We start from the raw sequence: 16,641 nt of genomic DNA on the forward strand, positions 1-16,641 counted from the left end.
TGTATAACGTTTTCAAAATAAACTGATAGGTAATGAAGAGGCATTGGTTATTGGTTTTGTTTTTTTTGCTTTTTGCAACATCCATATCTTTTGCTCAAAATACATCAAATAAAGGAAAAGATTTTTTTATTCCTTATGCCGGCCATATCGATGGGGATAGGTCGAGGTTAACTTTATTTCTATCTGCAGATCAGGCTACCGGATATGAAGTTTATATTGGTGGTATTTTGGTATCTCCGGTTGGTGCTACTATTCCGGCCAATACCTGTTTGCCATTTGTAATCAATCCTACAGTCTACACCGTGTTAATGAGCAGCTCCAATTTAATAGAGCCCAATAAAGCCATTCACGTGGTTACCACTAAAGCGATATCATTGTATAGCATTATTTCTAATAATGCCCGTACGGGCGGTACTTTAGTGTTGCCTACCAATACTTTAGGACAAGAATACTATGCTTTTAGTTATGAAAACCATGGAAATCAACAAGGCTTTTCTCAATTTACAATTGTAGCAACAGTTGATAATACAGATGTAGAAATTACACCTAAACAAAACGAAAGATATGGAGGAAGAACCGCCAATACAACTTTTACCATTAAGTTAAATAGAGGCGATGTTTATCAATATCAATCAGTTGGTGATTTAACAGGAAGCCACATTAAAGCCTTAAACTGTAATCCTGTGGCCGTATTTACGGGTAATACCTGGGCAGCATTTTGTAATGAAGGTAATAGCCGCAATCCGAGTGGTGGCGATAACCTGTATCAGCAGGTTTTTCCGGTTTCTGCATGGGGGAGAAATTTTGTAACCGCACCTTTTTATAATACCCTTCATGGTAATACCGATATTATGAGGATCATTGTGGCTGACGATAATACGGTTTTAACCGTTAATGGGAGTACTACAGATGCCAATGGAACTCCGCTTTCAAATCCATACAACAAAGGAGCGGTAGTTACCTTTTTTTCTACTTCGGCAAACGTAATTTCTGGTTCGAAACCAATTGCTGTGGCACAATACCAAACTTCGCAAACTTGTAATCAAAACAATGGAACCAATACAAACCAAGCGCAATTTCCAGGCGATCCTGAAATAACCGTGCTTAATCCTGTTGAGCAAACACTAAATAATATTACGGTTTTTTCAGATTTGGGATCGGTATCAGATTTGGGATCGGTAAAATTGCCTACTCAGATCACTAAATATTATCTGAATGTAATTATTAAAACAGCAGATATTGCCTCATTTAGGCTGGATGGTAACCCGGTGAATAATTTCACTGCTATTGATAATGTATTTAGTTATGCTATAATTGATGTGACTAACACTCAGCCTCAACACAGATTATCTGCAGCAGGTGGTTTTTCGGCAATTTCATACGGTTATGGAACGGTAGAGTCTTATGCATACCTAGCTGGAGCAAATATTCAGAACTTTACTTTTCAGCCCACTAGTACGGTTACGGGACAACCTATTAGCAGCGGTTGTTTGGGAGAACCCATCAGTTTAACGATAAATTTACCATACCAGGCCATTAAATTAGATTGGGAGATTCAGGGAGCGGCAAACTTTACGGATAATAGCCCTGTGGCAATAAATACCTTTACCAGGCCAAATGACAATAATACGTATTATACCTACAAGTATCCTAACGACCTGAATTATCCAAATCCTGGTGATTATCAATTTAAAGTAATTGCAACTAAGCCCAACGCCGATAATTGTGGTAATACAGAAGAATTGATTATTGATTTTTCGGTTGATAATCAGCCTACTGCCATTGGGGTAGTTCCTGAAACAGGTTGTCAGGCCAGCGGTGTTCAATTTACCGATAAAAGTGTTTCAAATTCAAATTCGCGGAGCATTACAGAATGGTTGTGGGATTTTGGCGACGGAAAAACATCTCCTGAGCAGAACCCTATTCATGTTTACGATCTCCCAGGTACATATAATGTGGTTTTAACGGCCATAACAGATTCGAAATGTTCAGAAACATCTTCAGCATTTCCAATTTTGATTAATCCACAACCTTTATCTGATTTTGATGTGAAAGGTTTATGTGTGGGCAAACCAATTATTTTAACTGAAAAATCAACAATAGAAAACCCCGGAACTATTGTGAAATGGACCTGGGATTTCGGGGATGGAAGTACCTCTTCTACTGAACGGCAACCTACTCATCAATACACCGCTATTGGTTCTTATACCATTACGCTAACAACCGAAAGCGATAAAGGATGTTTGAGTATAGTGAAATCTAAAACAGTAACTGTAATTGATCCACAATCGGCTGATTTCGAGCTTCCTGATTTTTGTTTGAATGATGGTGTGGCCAGATTTAAAAATACCTCCAAAAATGCAGATGGAAGTACAACCGGATTAACTTTTTTATGGCAATACATGGATAATAACAATAATGTAATCGCTACAACAACAGGTATTGATGGTGCTTTTACGCCTGCAGCCACGGGTAATTATAATGTAACGCTGATTGTGAAGAATCCGGATGGTTGCGAAAGGTTTACGTCAAAACCATTTACGGTTAATGGTGATGTTAAAGCAGCAGATTTTGAAATTTTAAACGATCATAGCTGCGTAAGTGAGGACATCATGATTAAAAATACGTCTACCGTATTTACGGGTAATATTACAAAAATTGAGATATATAGAGATTTTGGCAGAGAAACTTCTATTTATAAAACCATCCCTTATCCCGGTAATAACGAAGTTTTTGTGATAAAGTATGATACTTTTGGCGGCACCACCGACCGAACATTTAACATCAGGCTTGTTGCTTATTCCGGAGAAAACTGTGCTAAATTTTTAGATAAAAGGCTTACGTTAAAACCGGTTCCGCAATTGGTGTTTGATGAGATGGCTCCCGTTTGCGAGGCCGATGGCACTGTTTTAATTACACAGGCCAAACAAAAAGCTGAAGAAGAAGTGACGGGAGGTGATGGCAAATATTCTGGAGATGGTATAAAGGAAGATGGTACTTTTAATCCTAAAATTGCCGGACTTGGGCCGCATATCATTACTTATACATTTACAGGAGATAATGGCTGCTCTAGTTCCATTAGCAATACAATTGAGGTGTACAAATCGCCTGTCGCTGATGCAGGTACATTGATTTATATCCTGGCAGGTGGACAGATCGAGATCCCTGCAACTGCAGAAGGTACTAATTTGAAATATAAATGGTCGCCTGCTATAGGCTTGAATAAAACAGATGTATTAAATCCAATTGCATCACCAGATAACGATACCGAATATACGCTTACAGCAACCACACAGCCTGACGGATGTGCCACAACATCGACAGTATTGGTAAAAGTTTTGCAAGTATTAAATCCACCTAATACCTTTACACCAAATGGCGATAATGTAAACGATACCTGGATCATTAAATACTTAGAATCTTATCCAAACGCTACTGTCGAAATTTTTAACAGAAACGGGAATAAGGTATTTTTTAGCACTGGATATAAAATTCCTTTTGATGGGAATTACCAAAATGAACCGCTTCCGGTAGGTGTTTATTATTATATCATTAACCCGCGTAACGGACGTAAAACAATAACAGGACCGCTCACTATAATCAGATAAATTGAAGAAGCTCATCATCATATTTGCCCTTTTTGCAACATTTAAGGCTTTTGCACAACAAAAGCCACAGTATACCCAATACATTTTTAATCAGTATCTGCTAAATCCGGCGCTCTCAGGAATCGAAAATTACCTCGATTTTAAAGCTGGTTACCGTAAACAATGGTCGGGTATTACCGATGCGCCTCAAACTTCATTTGTATCGGCACATTGGGCCTTGGGCGATAATCAATTGTGGAGTAATGCGCTAACCTCTTTCCCTGAGCAAACAGGTAATCCGATGGACCGTAATTATATGCAAAACTACATGTCGTCGCCATCGCATCATGGAATGGGGGTAACGGCCGTGTTGGATAAAACTGGGCCGATAAAAAGATTGGATGCCAATGTTACCTATGCTTATCATTTACAGCTAAGTAATAATTTCAATTTATCGGCAGGTGTTGCTGCAGGTATTTCGAGTATCTCGTTAGATGTAAATTCGCTTACTTTCGATACACCGATAGATCCGATTATGAACAGGGCATTGATTAACCAGGTGAAACCCGATTTAAGCATCGGTTTATGGTTATATGGCGCCAGGTTGTTTGCTGGTTTATCGGTACAGCAGATTTTACCTCAGAAATTAAGCTTTACAGGTGATAATAGTTATAATTTAGGCAAAGAAGCTCCACATTACTTTGCTACCGCAGGATATAAGTTTTTCTTAGATGATGAAATTGCCGCTGTGCCATCGGTAATGGTAAAGTATGTATCGCCGGCACCGGTTTCTGTTGATGTAAACCTGAAACTGGCTTTTAAAGACAAAATCTGGTTAGGGGGGAGTTATCGTAAAGATGATTCGTTTGCAGCAATGGCAGGTTTCAATGTCGGGAAAATGGTTAATTTAACTTATTCTTACGATTTTACCACTTCACAGCTAAATCAAGTGAGTAACGGCAGTCATGAAATTGTTTTGGGTTTATTGTTGAACAATATCTATAAAGTACCATCGTATATTAAAATGTGGTAGTTTTCAGTTTACAATGAGCGATAGGCTGAAAAACTTATTCATCGTCCTCGTTTGTAACGAGAATGGAGGAGAAAGGCGATTTTATCGCCATAAATACAACTTAGCCGAATTGCAAATGCGAATCCTGGTCATCGTCTTTGCATATGATATTATTTAGGGAAATTCACAGCTTACATGTGGAGCGCAGTGCCTGTGCAAATCAATAAATGTCCTCCCGTTTTACGCTTTTACGCTTCGCTTCGTCATACCTCCTCGCTGCAGGGTAACGCTGCAACCGGGGCTAAATAGCCAGGGCAGTTTTTCATTTTTGAGGTTGCAGGGTGCACAAGCTTTGTGCTTAAACCGATTGCAATGGAAAGCCAGTAAACGATGAATCCCGTCGAGACGGATTTGGAATGGAAAGCGGGACTGAAGCTCCCAAAAGTAGTTAACTTTTCATTTCTCAGTAACAATAAAGCTTCTATTTGGCAATTGCTAATTTATGGCTAACTGGAAACTAATAACTGATAATTGCAAACTGATAACTGTAAACTGCCAACTGATCTAAAGCTCTTTCCTGAGTCTGGCTACCGGAATATTCATTTGCTCACGATATTTTGCAACGGTTCTTCTGGCAATGTTATAACCTCTTTCTTTTAAAATTTCGGTTAATTTTTCATCAGCCAAAGGTTTGCGTTTATCTTCATTGCCAATACAGTCTTCCAATATTTTTTTAACCTCTTTATTCGAAACTTCTTCGCCGTTTTCTGTTTGTATAGCTTCTGAGAAGAAGGATTTTAATAAGAAAGTACCAAATTCAGTCTGTACGTATTTAGAGTTTGCCACCCTTGATACGGTTGAAATATCCATATCAATTTTATCGGCAATATCTTTTAAGATCATTGGGCGCATTTTACGCTCATCGGCCGTTAAAAAATATTCATATTGATAGTGCATAATGGCATTCATGGTTTTTAACAAAGTTTGTTGTCTTTGTTTAATCGCATCGATAAACCATCGCGCAGAATCTAGTTTTTGCTTCACAAACTGCACGGCCTCTTTCAGCTTTTTATCTTTTGATGAAGCTTTGTCGTAATGCTCAAACATCTCCTGGTAAGATCTGCTTACCTTTAGTTCAGGAGCGTTTTTCGAATTTAGCGTCAAAATCAATACGCCATCATTATTGCTGATGTGAAAATCAGGAATAATCTGCATTTGTTTGGTGGTAACCTGATTGGCATCACCTGGTTTCGGGTTTAAACGCAAAATTTCGTTTACAACCTCTTTAAGTTCTTCACTATCTAAACCTAAACTTTTTTCTAATTTATCGTAATGTTTACGCGTAAACTCATCCAGATAGTTTTCTACAACATTCATTGCTTTAACTATAATCGGATTGTTCGGGTCTTTCCTTTTTAACTGGATCAGTAAACATTCTTTCAGGTCTCTTGCGCCAATGCCTGGAGGATCGAAACTTTGGATCAGTTTTAACATTTCCAATACATCCTCTTCCTCAACCATAACATTCTGAGAAAAAGCAAGATCATCAATCATGGAACCCAGCGGACGGCGTAAATAACCATCATCATCTAAACTACCGATAATCTGTTTGCCGATAATAAAATCCTGATCGGATAGGGGAATAAGGTCTAATTGTTCCTGTAAACTTTCAAAAAAAGTACTTTCAATGGCAATTGGAGTTTCTTTTTTCTCCTCATCGTCATCACCATTATTGTAGTTGGTACTATAATCATTGGTAGAATCGTCTTGTAAATAATCATCTACATTAAATTCATCCATACTGGTATCTTCTGATGATTGTTCGTAATCTTCAGGCCCGTCATTCAAATCATCGTATTCGCTCTTTGGCTCATCCTGAGTCATTAAGCTTGGATCTTCAAGTGCCGGGTTTTCTTCAAGTTCTTCTTTTACACGGGTATCTAAAGCAACGGTTGGCACCTGCAGCAGTTTAATAAACTGTATTTGTTGCGGTGATAACTTTTGTAATAATTTTTGTTGTAAGTGTTGCTTTAGCATAGTAAATATAAAAGAATGGAGCAAAAATAAACAATAGATTTCAGATATTCTGCTGAATTGACTTAAATGCTATCGATATGTTTGGTTTTAAAATTATTTCATAAACATTTGTATTGAGTTTAATGTTTGCTACTTTAGTGAATAAAAAAACTAAAACTTAATAAAATATGGGCTTTGTAAAAGAATTTAAAGAATTTGCCATAAAAGGTAATGCTTTCGATTTGGCGGTCGGCGTAATTATAGGTGGCGCTTTTGGTAAAATTGTTACCAGTATAATCGACGATTTAGTGATGCCTATTGTAGCTGCAATGGTTGGTAAACCAGATTTTAGCAGCATTTATTTTGCAATGGGTAAAGGTGCCGAACTGATTCCTAAGGGTGCTTCGCTGGCAGATGCTAAAAAGGTTGCACCAGATGCAGCTATATTTGCTTATGGAAATTTTATTACAGTAGCCATTAATTTCTTATTGCTGGCTTTAATTGTTTTTATGATGGTTAAAGCGATTAATAGAATGAAAAAGAAAGAGGAAGCAGTGGCAGTTGCAGCACCGGTAGTGCCAACAGCAGAAGAAACGCTTTTAACCGAAATCAGAGATCTGTTAAAAACAAAAGCATAACATATAAAAGCCGTCCTGATGTAAAAGGGACGGCTTTTTTTAATAACTTCTTTTTACGCCTGGATCGGTTATAATGATATAATCGCCAAGATTCTTAAACTTTTCCCAATCTGGATTGGCAAAGCTTTCATCGGAAAATGACGAAATGTTCAGGACTTTTAATTTTGGATTTGATTGTACAAGTTTTGCCAATGTTCCCAGTTTTTCATCACTATGGAAACGCCCATTAAGCTGAAAAACCTTAAAGCCCCTGTTTGCCTTAATAAACTTATTTATTGACCAGGCCATGGTAGCATCCCATAAATTTTGGGTCTGGTAAATCTTCATTGAGCCCATGCTGTGGCCACCCAAAGTTTCTATAAATTTTTCATAATACCTGCCCCGAGCGGTATCAATAGGTAAGGGCGGTAAAAAAATGAATGATGTTTTGGGGAAATTTTCTAAAACTTTAAGTCCGCCTAGGGTGACTGCATTGCTGTAACGCGTAGCCGCATTTGCAGCGATAACTTTTAGCTTATTTTGTTTTGCATATTCTATTAAAGGTTTATAATCTTTGTAATTGCCCCAGGCCCTGCCTTCTTTTACAAAATTCTTTTCTGAGATTAAGCCTGCTAAATATTCGTCTACCTCAGGTTGTACATCGGTATGAAACATTTCTAAAGATAGTGCCGTTTTTAACGGGTACTTTGAGTGAAGTTTTTTAAAAAGCGCTGCTTCCAGGTAATGGCCTACAGAATCGTTGTGGTCTTCGCCAAAGAATAAAACATCTGCCTGGTCCATATCGGCAACAATGTTGTCTATTGATATGGATTTCTGTTTTTTTACATCATAAATCTTATAATGATTACTTATTTCCTGCGCATACAAGCCGGTGGAAATAGCGAAAGCAAATATCAAAAGGGAAAATTTCATGCCATCAAAATAACAAAAATATTTTCACCGACGAAATAAGGCTGCTTACCGCCTTTTACCGAGTTCTTACACCATGCATATATGATGGTGGAGTGCTTATTGATACTTTTGGATTATTAAATATGAACACACATGGATAATCTTAATAAAAATGATAACAACCACATTAAAAACTCGGGAAGGAGTTGGAGTGGCTTCATCATAGTCATCATCGGATTTGCATTTCTATTGAATAATATGGGACTAAATATTCCAAGATGGATATTCAGCTGGTCTAATTTTTTAATTGCACTTGGTGTATTTATCGGCGTTCGTCGTAACTTTAAAGGAATAGCCTGGCTGATCCTGATTTTGATTGGTGCTTACAATACCTTAGGTAATATTCCCGGGTTAGATCTTGATTTATCTAAATACGCTTTAGGTATTGGTTTGGTTATAGTGGGGGGCTTTTTAATTTTCAGACCAAAGGATACCTTGGCCTTTAGAAAAAAACGTAAGGATAAGAATAAAGCCGATTTCGATTTTGACGAAGCTAGCGGTAAAAAGACTGTAAATAACAATGATGTTATTGATGTAATGGCCGTTTTTGGGGGCAGCAACCAGACTGTTTACTCTAAAAACTTTCAAGGGGGCGATATTACTGCAGTGTTTGGCGGAGCGGATATTGTAATGACTCAGGCTGATTTTCCTGAAACGGTATCACTTGATGTAACAGCAGTTTTTGGAGGAATTAAATTAATTGTACCACAAAACTGGGCAATAAAATCGAACGTAACGGCATTATTTGGTAGCGTTGAAGATAAAAGATCGCATGTAATGCCGGTAGCGGAGATGAAAAAAATATTGATTTTAGACGGGACGGCTTTATTTGGAGGGATCGAAATTAAAAGTTTCTAAAAATTTATTATAAAACATCGCCTATGAAATGGTTTGCAGTAAATTGTATCTATCAGGTAGTTTGTGGTGAGGGAAAACATACGCCCCAGTTTAATGAACAGACGCGTTTAATCCACGCAGATGGGATTGTGCAGGCTTTAGACAAAGCGAAATTGAATGCTGTACATTTTAACCCTTCTTTTAATAATTGTAACGGCGATAAAGTAGTATGGAAGTTTATAGGTGTAGGTGGAATATCGGCAGTAGAAGAACTTGCTGATGGTGTGGAAGTAAGTTCCAGGATTGTTGAACCCAAATCGGTTGCGCAATATCTGGAAAAGCTAGCGCACCGCAATAAATCATTAACTAATCAAAACCATTTTGACAACTAGACCTTTATCCGTTCCGCAGATACAGAAAATATCGCTTACCATTGCAATAGTGTGGACTGTATTGTGTGGTGTTGGATTACATTATGTAGTTAATTTTTCTTGGTGGATATCAATAACCGATAGCTTAACCAATAATTTTTTATTGGCTTTGGCCTGCATTGGTATCAGTAACATGCTTGGGTATTACCAGCCAAAAAATGAGCGGATGTTGTACGTACTGATCATCGCCCTTGCGCTTACTTTTGTGATTATTTTTGCATCAAAATATGTTGTACTCTTTATTTTTTCTGATTATAAGGAGTATAAAGATTTTTACAATTTCTCTTTTGCCTTCAGGGGCTTAATTTCTTTTATGTGTTTAGCCTGGTGTGCTTTAGCTAATATTTTATGGTATAGACTAGAGGAACAATCAGAAACACACGAAAGACTATCGGCAGCTAAAAGTTTAGCCAAAGAGGCCGAGTTAAATAAGCTAAGACATCAATTACAGCCACATTTTCTTTTCAATAGCTTAAACTCGGTATTTGCACTTACCATGGTTAATCCGAAAGAGGCAGGTGTAATGATCATGAAATTAGCTTCTTTTCTTCGCGGAACCTTAAAACGTGATGACGAATTGTGGGTTTCGGTCGAAGAAGAAATGGAGTATATTCAATTGTATCTGGATATTGAGAAGGTGAGGTTTAGCCACAGGTTAAATATCGAAGTTAATGTGGCTGAAGATACTTTAAACCTTTGTTTGCCAGGTACCTTGTTGCAGCCCATTGTAGAAAATGCTATTAAATTCGGACTTTATAATACTTCCGCAGGCATTACCATCAAGATAGATGTTACCGTTGAGCATAATATTTTGCAGCTCCGGGTACAAAATCCTTTTGATCCGGAAATGAAGGCTACAGGAGGAACAGGATTTGGTTTAAGTGCCATTAAACGCAGGTTATATCTGTTATTTGCGAATACCCATCTGTTGCAAACCGATATTGAGGCAAATAATTTATATATTACCACCCTAAAAATTCCACAAAAAAATGATCAGAACAATACTAATTGACGATGAGCCTTTAGCAAGAGATATTGTAAAATATTACCTTTCAGATCATGCAGAAATAGAGATTGTAGCCGAATGTGGTGATGGGTTCGAAGGTTTAAAAGCCATTACCCTGCATAAGCCTGATTTAATTTTTTTGGATATCCAAATGCCTAAAATAAGTGGTTTCGAAATGCTCGAGCTGGTTGAAGATAAACCAGCAGTAATTTTTACTACAGCTTTTGATGAATATGCCATTAAAGCTTTTGAGGTTAATGCCGTAGATTATTTGCTTAAACCCATCGATAAATCGCGCTTCGATGCGGCCATTAAAAAACTGCCCAACAAATTAAATCAAACCGAAAATACCGAGGCCGTTTTGGATGCAGCAGCTTTAACTCCGGCCCAAAATAATAGGGTAGTGGTTAAAAAAGATGGTGTAATTAAGATTATTCCTGTTGCCGATATCAACTATTTAGAGGCTGATGATGATTATGTGAAGTTAAGTACCGTTGATGGTGCTTTCTATAAGAACAAAACCATGGCTTATTTCGAACAAACGCTTGATGTAAGCCAGTTTATCCGCATACATAGGTCTTACATCATTAACCTGGCCCAGGTAACCAAAATAGAGCTAAAAGAGAAAGATAGTTATGTAGTGCTGTTAAAGTCTGATATCTGGTTGCCGGTGAGTAAAACTGGTTATGTAAAATTGAAGGCTGCGTTGGGCTTGTAAAAAGTAATGTTTTATAACTGGCGTCACCCTGAATTTATTTCAGGGTCTTCATTGCAAGGAAGATGTTAGCTCACTAAGTAGTCATTAGTTTTTTTGGAAAGCAATCAACTGCTAAAGTTATGGGTAGTCCTGCTTTTTTGTACGAGTTCCGATGAAGGATCGGGATCACTGCAATCAGGTTTATTTTACACCTGCTATGCTGCTATTAATGGTTTGCGCCTTTCTAGCGCCTTATACTAATAACAAGGGATATTGCCACGGGCTGCTTATTTCGTTCCATAGGAACGAATCATTGGTAGAAAAAATGCCATATGCATATTTTCGTTCCGTAGGAACGTTTGATGAAATAAATAACACAGGTAATCGAGTGAAAGGAGAACATTAGCCCTTTTTTTCAAAAGATTTTTTACATTTGCACTTAAATAGAAAAAATAATAATTAATCACTCTTGCATTTGTAGAGAAATCGCTTTATATTTGCACCTCTTAATTTTACAATAGATAATATACAGTCATGAAAAGAACATACCAACCTTCGCAAAGAAAGAGAAGAAACAAACACGGCTTCCGCGAAAGAATGGCAACAGCTAACGGCAGACGAGTATTAGCATCACGTCGTGCTAAAGGAAGAAAAAGATTAACAGTTTCTGACGAACGCAAGCATAAAGCATAATTTTTGATTGCTTTTCCGTTAATTCGGGATCGGCAGATCAAAATCTGCAGTCATCAATCAAAAATATATGTACACATTCAGGAAAGAAGAACGGTTATGCAGCAGGAAACATTTAGACCTGTTGTTTAAAAACGGTTCTTCTTTTTTATTATACCCTTTTCGGATTTCTTATCTTTTTGTCGATCAACCAGCTGATGTGCAGGCACAGGTGGTAATCAACGTCCCTAAAAAAAGATATAAACGGGCAGTAGACCGCAATCTGCTCAAGCGTCGCATACGCGAAGCTTATCGCCTAAATAAACAAGATAAATTATACATGCCTTTGCCTACTGAGAGGGGATTGCTTTTGATTTCTATTCAGTTTGTGGGGAAAGAAAAATATGATTTTGCCTTTATCGAGAAAAAACTGATTGCTACTTTTAAACGCTTTCAAAATTTAATCCAGCTAAATGAAATTCATCAATAAAATTTTCGGATGGTTCTTTTTAGGTTTAATCAAAGTGTATCAATATGCCATTTCGCCAATGTTGGGTGCAAATTGTAGGTTTACGCCAACTTGCTCGCAGTATGGGATAGAAGCCATTAAAAAACACGGACCATTTAAAGGTGGTTGGCTGGCACTGAAACGCATTGGCCGTTGTCATCCATGGGGTAAACATGGTCACGATCCGGTTCCATAGCGGCGTTCATTAGTTCAATGGTCATTAATTCATTTGTTGCCATCGCTCATTAGTTATTGATTCATTAGTCATTTGATTATTGGTTAACGCGGCCGTCATTTCGACTATAGCGTAGCGGAACGGAGAAATCTATTTCATTTCAATTATAACGATCCTTCGACTACGCTCAGGATGATACACCACGAGGGATAATTGCCCCAGTTAATTGCTTAAATCGGTTATTGACTCCAAACGCCCAATGCTAAACTGGTTAATTGTTTAAATCGGTTAATCAACGCCTAAACGCTCAACTCCAAACTTATCTTCTCTTTCATTTTACTTATCTTTGCGCAATGGCTAAAATACTTCAAATAGAAACCGCTACTGCAATTTGTTCTGTTGCACTATCTGTTAACGGCAAAACATTTTCATTTAAAGAAGAGAAAGGGCAGAATCTGCATGCTGCAAATCTAACCTTGTTCATTGATGAAGTGCTTAAAACTGTAGGGCTAAGTTACCCCGAGTTAGATGCCATTGCGGTAAGTAAAGGCCCAGGGTCTTATACAGGGCTTCGCATTGGTGTTTCTACGGCGAAAGGACTCTGTTATGCACTAGATAAGCCATTAATCGCTATTGAAACGCTAGAGATGATGGCTGCAGGTTTTTTAACGGAAAACCCTGATTATTCAGGTTTAATCTGTCCAATGATTGATGCCCGCAGAATGGAAGTGTATACCTCAATTTTCGATCGTTCGTTAAACGTAATCACACCAACTGAAGCAAAAATTATTGATGAAACAAGCTTTACTGATTATCTCGCAAAGCAAACGGTTACTTTTTTAGGCGATGGAGCAGCTAAGTGTGCTGAAGTTTTAACACACCAAAACGCAAAGTTTAATGAGGCTAATTTCAATGCTGCAACATATATGTCGCGGTTAGCTAACGAAGCTTTCAGTAATAGTAAATTTGAAGATGTAGCCTATTTCGAACCTTTTTACCTGAAAGATTTTGTCGTTACGCAATCTAAAAAACAACAGGCACAAGGTTAAAACGGTTATTTTCTTTTAAAGATCGAAAACAAACTTTTAAAAAAACTTCCGCCTTCATTATCATTGATGCCAGGTATTACATCGGCAAACTGCGGATGGTTAACCACGTTGCCGAATTTAATGCCTACACCCATATAAAAAGAAGCACCATTTGGACCGCTACCTACCGTAGCATCATTTTTAATCATGCCCATGGTTTGGAAACTGGTAGCTACTAAATTGTCGGTCCCCATAAATAATTCGAAATTCGGAGTTTGGTATTTTGCCTGCAGTCCAACCATAAAAACACCGTTTAAGTTGTACAAGGGAGTAATACTTCCCGAAAAATCATTAGCTATAAAAGTGTTTACAAAAGCAATATCTCCGCCTTTGTAAAACAGGTTTTTCGAAACGGCCAGGCCTGGTTTATAAAAGCCATATCGTTTAGATAAGTAAACATCCAGTTTGGCGTTAGTCGGTGCTAAAAACTTTTTGCTCTGCTCTGAAAGAAGGAAAATGTCTTTTATTTCCTGGTTGGTATTAGATTGGTTGTTTTCTATGTTTTCAATAATTTTCGTTTGATCTACAGTAGTACGTTGCGTATTACTTCGCCACCAGATAAAACCCAGATCTTTAACATTCGCCATTAAAAATAAGCCTTTTTTAGTGGTGTAATTGGCTCCAAAACCTAATGATAGTCCTGGGTTTTTAAAGTTAGGGAAGAAATTTTTCTTATCTACCTCATTAAAGTCAGAAAAATTGCTGGAATAGGTTCCTCTTAAGCCAATTAAGAGGGCATCCGACTCAGGATCGATATATAAATAAGAGTCAGCAACATTTAATTTGTTATAAAGTATCCCGCTCAGTACACTTGCTTTTAAGCCAAAAGCCAACCTTTTGTTCCAGTTTTCGCGATAGGTAAAGCTAAACTGATGGTAACTTTGTTCATAACCCTTGCTATCAAATATTCCGGTATACTGTTGGTTGGTATTAAATCTTTCAAAAGAATCGAAAATGGCAAGACTTTCATTTGTGTAATCGATATGTGCATCAGACCTGATCTGCCAGGAAAAGCCCATCTCCTTTTGATACTTATAAGATTTGAAAAGTCTGAATGCAGCTACATAAATATTGCTGTTTTCGAAAAAATGGTTCACTTCTCCAGTACCAATCGGTAAACTTCTTGTATCAAAAATACCTTCCTGTGTTAATTTTCTTATGGCAAACTTAGAGTCCCCTTTGTTAATGGCATTTGTTCCAAAATAGGGGAGGAAAAAATTGGAAGAAAATCTTCTTGATGAATCTAAGGTGAAAGATTTTTGAGATGGGTTTTCGAAGGCATCAAACATGGTTTTGGTACCAAAAAGTGCATATTGTTGTGCATTTGCAACCCCGAAGCTGGCTAATGCCAGTAACGCAAGTAAAAGTTTCTTCATGTATAATAGTTTCTGGGCTTGTTTCCTTATTAACGGTTACTTAACGAATCTGGTATTTCTGGCTTTAAATATTTGTTTAAAAGCAAGTTAGTGATAAATTTGTTTTTGTCTGCACTCATCTGGTAGTAAAAAGTATCGAAACTTTTTAAACCGCTATCGGCCCTCAAATGTTTATAAAATGGAAGCTGAATATTGTTCCTGAAAATATCTGCCGAATTTTTGGTGTTAATGTAATAACTCACATTCGAAGTAGTTGAAATCTGGTTTACTGCATCTAAATATTGTGGGACCTGTATTAAGAGCCTGTTATGCTTATAATCATTTAAAAATGATTGAACTGTACTGGCATTATTGGCCACAACCAAATTATTATCTACAATGGTATAATATGGCCTGCCGAATTTTTTAAATGGTTCGCCAAAGTAACTATACAGGATATCAGATGATTTAAAGAGTTTAATGTCTTCATTGTAATCTGCACTTACATCGAGCAATAACTGTTTTACTTTTTCCCCATTTGATAATGAAATTGCACCTAGTTTTTCGCTGGTGTTTAACTGAAAAAGAATAAATTGATTTTTCGTGTAAGTGGTGAATATCGAATTTAAATCTGTTCTGTATTCATCTTTTACCTTTTTTATTACTGCATTAGTTTCGGGAAGTATTTTCGTTTGCTCCTGCCAGCTATTCAATTTTTTGAGCCATCTGCCGTAATCATCGTAAGCATAAAGTGCATAGTTTGCTGTATGATCAGGGAGGATATTTTGGATAAATGTATTTTGTGCAGCGGTGTTTTCGAATAGTTTAAGGTAGTTATACTGATCTTTTAACTCTGTATTTCCACTGAAAAGAATCTTTTCTCTGCTAAAATTATAATTAAGTACAGCAAAACTGTTCTGTTTATTAAAAATTGAAATTTCTCCGTTAATGTTGCCAGCAATAATATTTCTGAGCAGTAATGGCGCCTGATTAAAATTGATATAAACATGGGTAAGTACATTTTTAATTTGGCGGTTATTCTCCTTAATATATTCGGTAAATGGATTTTCTGTTAAACGTACATTGGCATCATTGATCAGTTTGAGTGATGTTGAAGCTGTTAATACCTGGTCATGAATACCTAAATAAACCGATAAACTGTCATTGAGTTTCACCAGGTACAGGTCTTTAGCCTTTTTGCTGATTGCTTTTTTTAATTTTAACTGTTCGTAGAATTTTTCGATGTCATTATCACGTTGTATCTGTACGGTAATTAAGAAGTTCAGGGTTTTATTCGAGTCGGGCAGCACACTAATATAAACTTGCTGATCTTTCAGGTATCTGTTTAGCAGATTATCGTCGATGATACTTGTTTTTAGCTGTTTTAACAGGTTTATTTTATCCTTCCCTAAAACCTGTTGGATAAGCTGTTGCCCTTCAATGATATCGTAAAAACCTTTGTCGTTCTGAAAAGAAAATACCAATGCGGCATTATTGGTTGCCGATTGCAGCGCCAGGTCTTTCGCATCATTATCAATTCCCAATTTCGAAAAATAGAGGTAGGCCATAAAGGCTACACCTAAAAATAATGCACTTGTTAGAATTATGATTTTTTTCATCTGCTGTGCAACAAATTTAATTTATTACATTGATTAGTGAGAAGTTCTTTGT

General features: G+C 37.1%; 15 protein-coding genes. 11 read left to right on the forward strand and 4 right to left on the reverse strand.

Features of this window, described 5'->3' with window-relative positions; all coding sequences use genetic code 11:
• Positions 1–32 precede the first annotated feature (32 nt).
• Both AC07VK_RS02965 and AC07VK_RS02970 read left to right on the forward strand, forming a co-directional pair.
• Positions 33–3,608: a PKD domain-containing protein gene (locus tag AC07VK_RS02965; RefSeq protein ID WP_492958230.1), complete on the forward strand. Its 3,576-nt coding sequence runs from the start codon at positions 33–35 to the stop codon at positions 3,606–3,608.
• 1 nt (position 3,609) lies between these two features.
• Positions 3,610–4,620 (forward strand): PorP/SprF family type IX secretion system membrane protein, encoded by a 1,011-nt coding sequence (locus AC07VK_RS02970; RefSeq protein ID WP_492953199.1) that lies wholly within the window; start codon positions 3,610–3,612, stop codon positions 4,618–4,620.
• 543 nt (positions 4,621–5,163) lie between these two features.
• Here AC07VK_RS02970 and rpoN read toward each other — a convergent pair.
• Positions 5,164–6,636 (reverse strand): RNA polymerase factor sigma-54, encoded by a 1,473-nt coding sequence (rpoN, locus tag AC07VK_RS02975; protein WP_029280404.1) that lies wholly within the window; start codon positions 6,634–6,636, stop codon positions 5,164–5,166.
• Between the two features lie 167 nt (positions 6,637–6,803).
• Between rpoN and mscL the strand changes: the two genes are divergently transcribed.
• Positions 6,804–7,253, forward strand: a complete 450-nt coding sequence (gene mscL / locus AC07VK_RS02980) for a large conductance mechanosensitive channel protein MscL (protein WP_492953200.1) — start codon at positions 6,804–6,806, stop codon at positions 7,251–7,253.
• 39 nt (positions 7,254–7,292) lie between these two features.
• Here the strand turns inward: mscL and AC07VK_RS02985 are convergent, their stop codons facing one another.
• Positions 7,293–8,165 carry a ChaN family lipoprotein gene (locus tag AC07VK_RS02985; RefSeq protein ID WP_492958232.1) on the reverse strand — a complete coding sequence of 291 codons (873 nt, stop codon included), beginning with the start codon at positions 8,163–8,165 and terminating at the stop codon, positions 7,293–7,295.
• Between the two features lie 132 nt (positions 8,166–8,297).
• On the opposite strand from AC07VK_RS02985, the gene AC07VK_RS02990 reads away from it, so the two are divergent.
• The 8 genes from AC07VK_RS02990 to tsaB all read left to right on the forward strand — a co-directional run bounded on the left by AC07VK_RS02990 (position 8,298) and on the right by tsaB (position 13,576).
• Positions 8,298–9,062 (forward strand): LiaF transmembrane domain-containing protein, encoded by a 765-nt coding sequence (locus AC07VK_RS02990; RefSeq protein ID WP_492953202.1) that lies wholly within the window; start codon positions 8,298–8,300, stop codon positions 9,060–9,062.
• Positions 9,063–9,085: 23 nt separating this feature from the next.
• On the forward strand, positions 9,086–9,433 hold the full coding sequence (locus AC07VK_RS02995) for a DUF4288 domain-containing protein (protein ID WP_492953203.1): 348 nt from the start codon (positions 9,086–9,088) through the stop codon (positions 9,431–9,433).
• Complete coding sequence (locus AC07VK_RS03000; RefSeq protein ID WP_492953204.1) at positions 9,423–10,484, forward strand: sensor histidine kinase; 1,062 nt, start codon at positions 9,423–9,425, stop codon at positions 10,482–10,484. Before AC07VK_RS02995 ends, AC07VK_RS03000 begins: the two co-directional genes overlap by 11 nt.
• A complete protein-coding gene (locus AC07VK_RS03005; RefSeq protein WP_492953205.1) occupies positions 10,462–11,196 on the forward strand; it encodes a LytR/AlgR family response regulator transcription factor in 735 nt (244 codons plus the stop codon). The genes AC07VK_RS03000 and AC07VK_RS03005 overlap by 23 nt, the downstream gene beginning before the upstream one ends.
• A 513-nt stretch (positions 11,197–11,709) precedes the next feature.
• Entirely contained in the window at positions 11,710–11,868 is a 159-nt protein-coding gene (gene rpmH, locus AC07VK_RS03010) for a 50S ribosomal protein L34 (RefSeq protein ID WP_010601723.1), read from the forward strand.
• A gap of 67 nt (positions 11,869–11,935) precedes the next feature.
• On the forward strand, positions 11,936–12,334 hold the full coding sequence (locus AC07VK_RS03015) for a ribonuclease P protein component (protein ID WP_492958234.1): 399 nt from the start codon (positions 11,936–11,938) through the stop codon (positions 12,332–12,334).
• Positions 12,318–12,548 (forward strand): membrane protein insertion efficiency factor YidD, encoded by a 231-nt coding sequence (gene yidD / locus AC07VK_RS03020; protein WP_108201106.1) that lies wholly within the window; start codon positions 12,318–12,320, stop codon positions 12,546–12,548. The genes AC07VK_RS03015 and yidD overlap by 17 nt, the downstream gene beginning before the upstream one ends.
• A gap of 332 nt (positions 12,549–12,880) precedes the next feature.
• Positions 12,881–13,576 carry a tRNA (adenosine(37)-N6)-threonylcarbamoyltransferase complex dimerization subunit type 1 TsaB gene (gene tsaB, locus AC07VK_RS03025; protein WP_492953207.1) on the forward strand — a complete coding sequence of 232 codons (696 nt, stop codon included), beginning with the start codon at positions 12,881–12,883 and terminating at the stop codon, positions 13,574–13,576.
• 5 nt (positions 13,577–13,581) lie between these two features.
• Here tsaB and AC07VK_RS03030 read toward each other — a convergent pair whose 3' ends face one another.
• Together AC07VK_RS03030 and AC07VK_RS03035 are read right to left on the reverse strand one after the other, a co-directional pair.
• Entirely contained in the window at positions 13,582–14,991 is a 1,410-nt protein-coding gene (locus tag AC07VK_RS03030) for a DUF5723 family protein (RefSeq protein ID WP_492958236.1), read from the reverse strand.
• A gap of 29 nt (positions 14,992–15,020) precedes the next feature.
• Positions 15,021–16,589, reverse strand: a complete 1,569-nt coding sequence (locus tag AC07VK_RS03035; RefSeq protein ID WP_492958238.1) for a hypothetical protein — start codon at positions 16,587–16,589, stop codon at positions 15,021–15,023.
• Between the last annotated feature and the right edge of the window lie 52 nt (positions 16,590–16,641).

It is taken from the genome of Pedobacter sp. GW821-FHT01D05 (assembly GCF_059422505.1).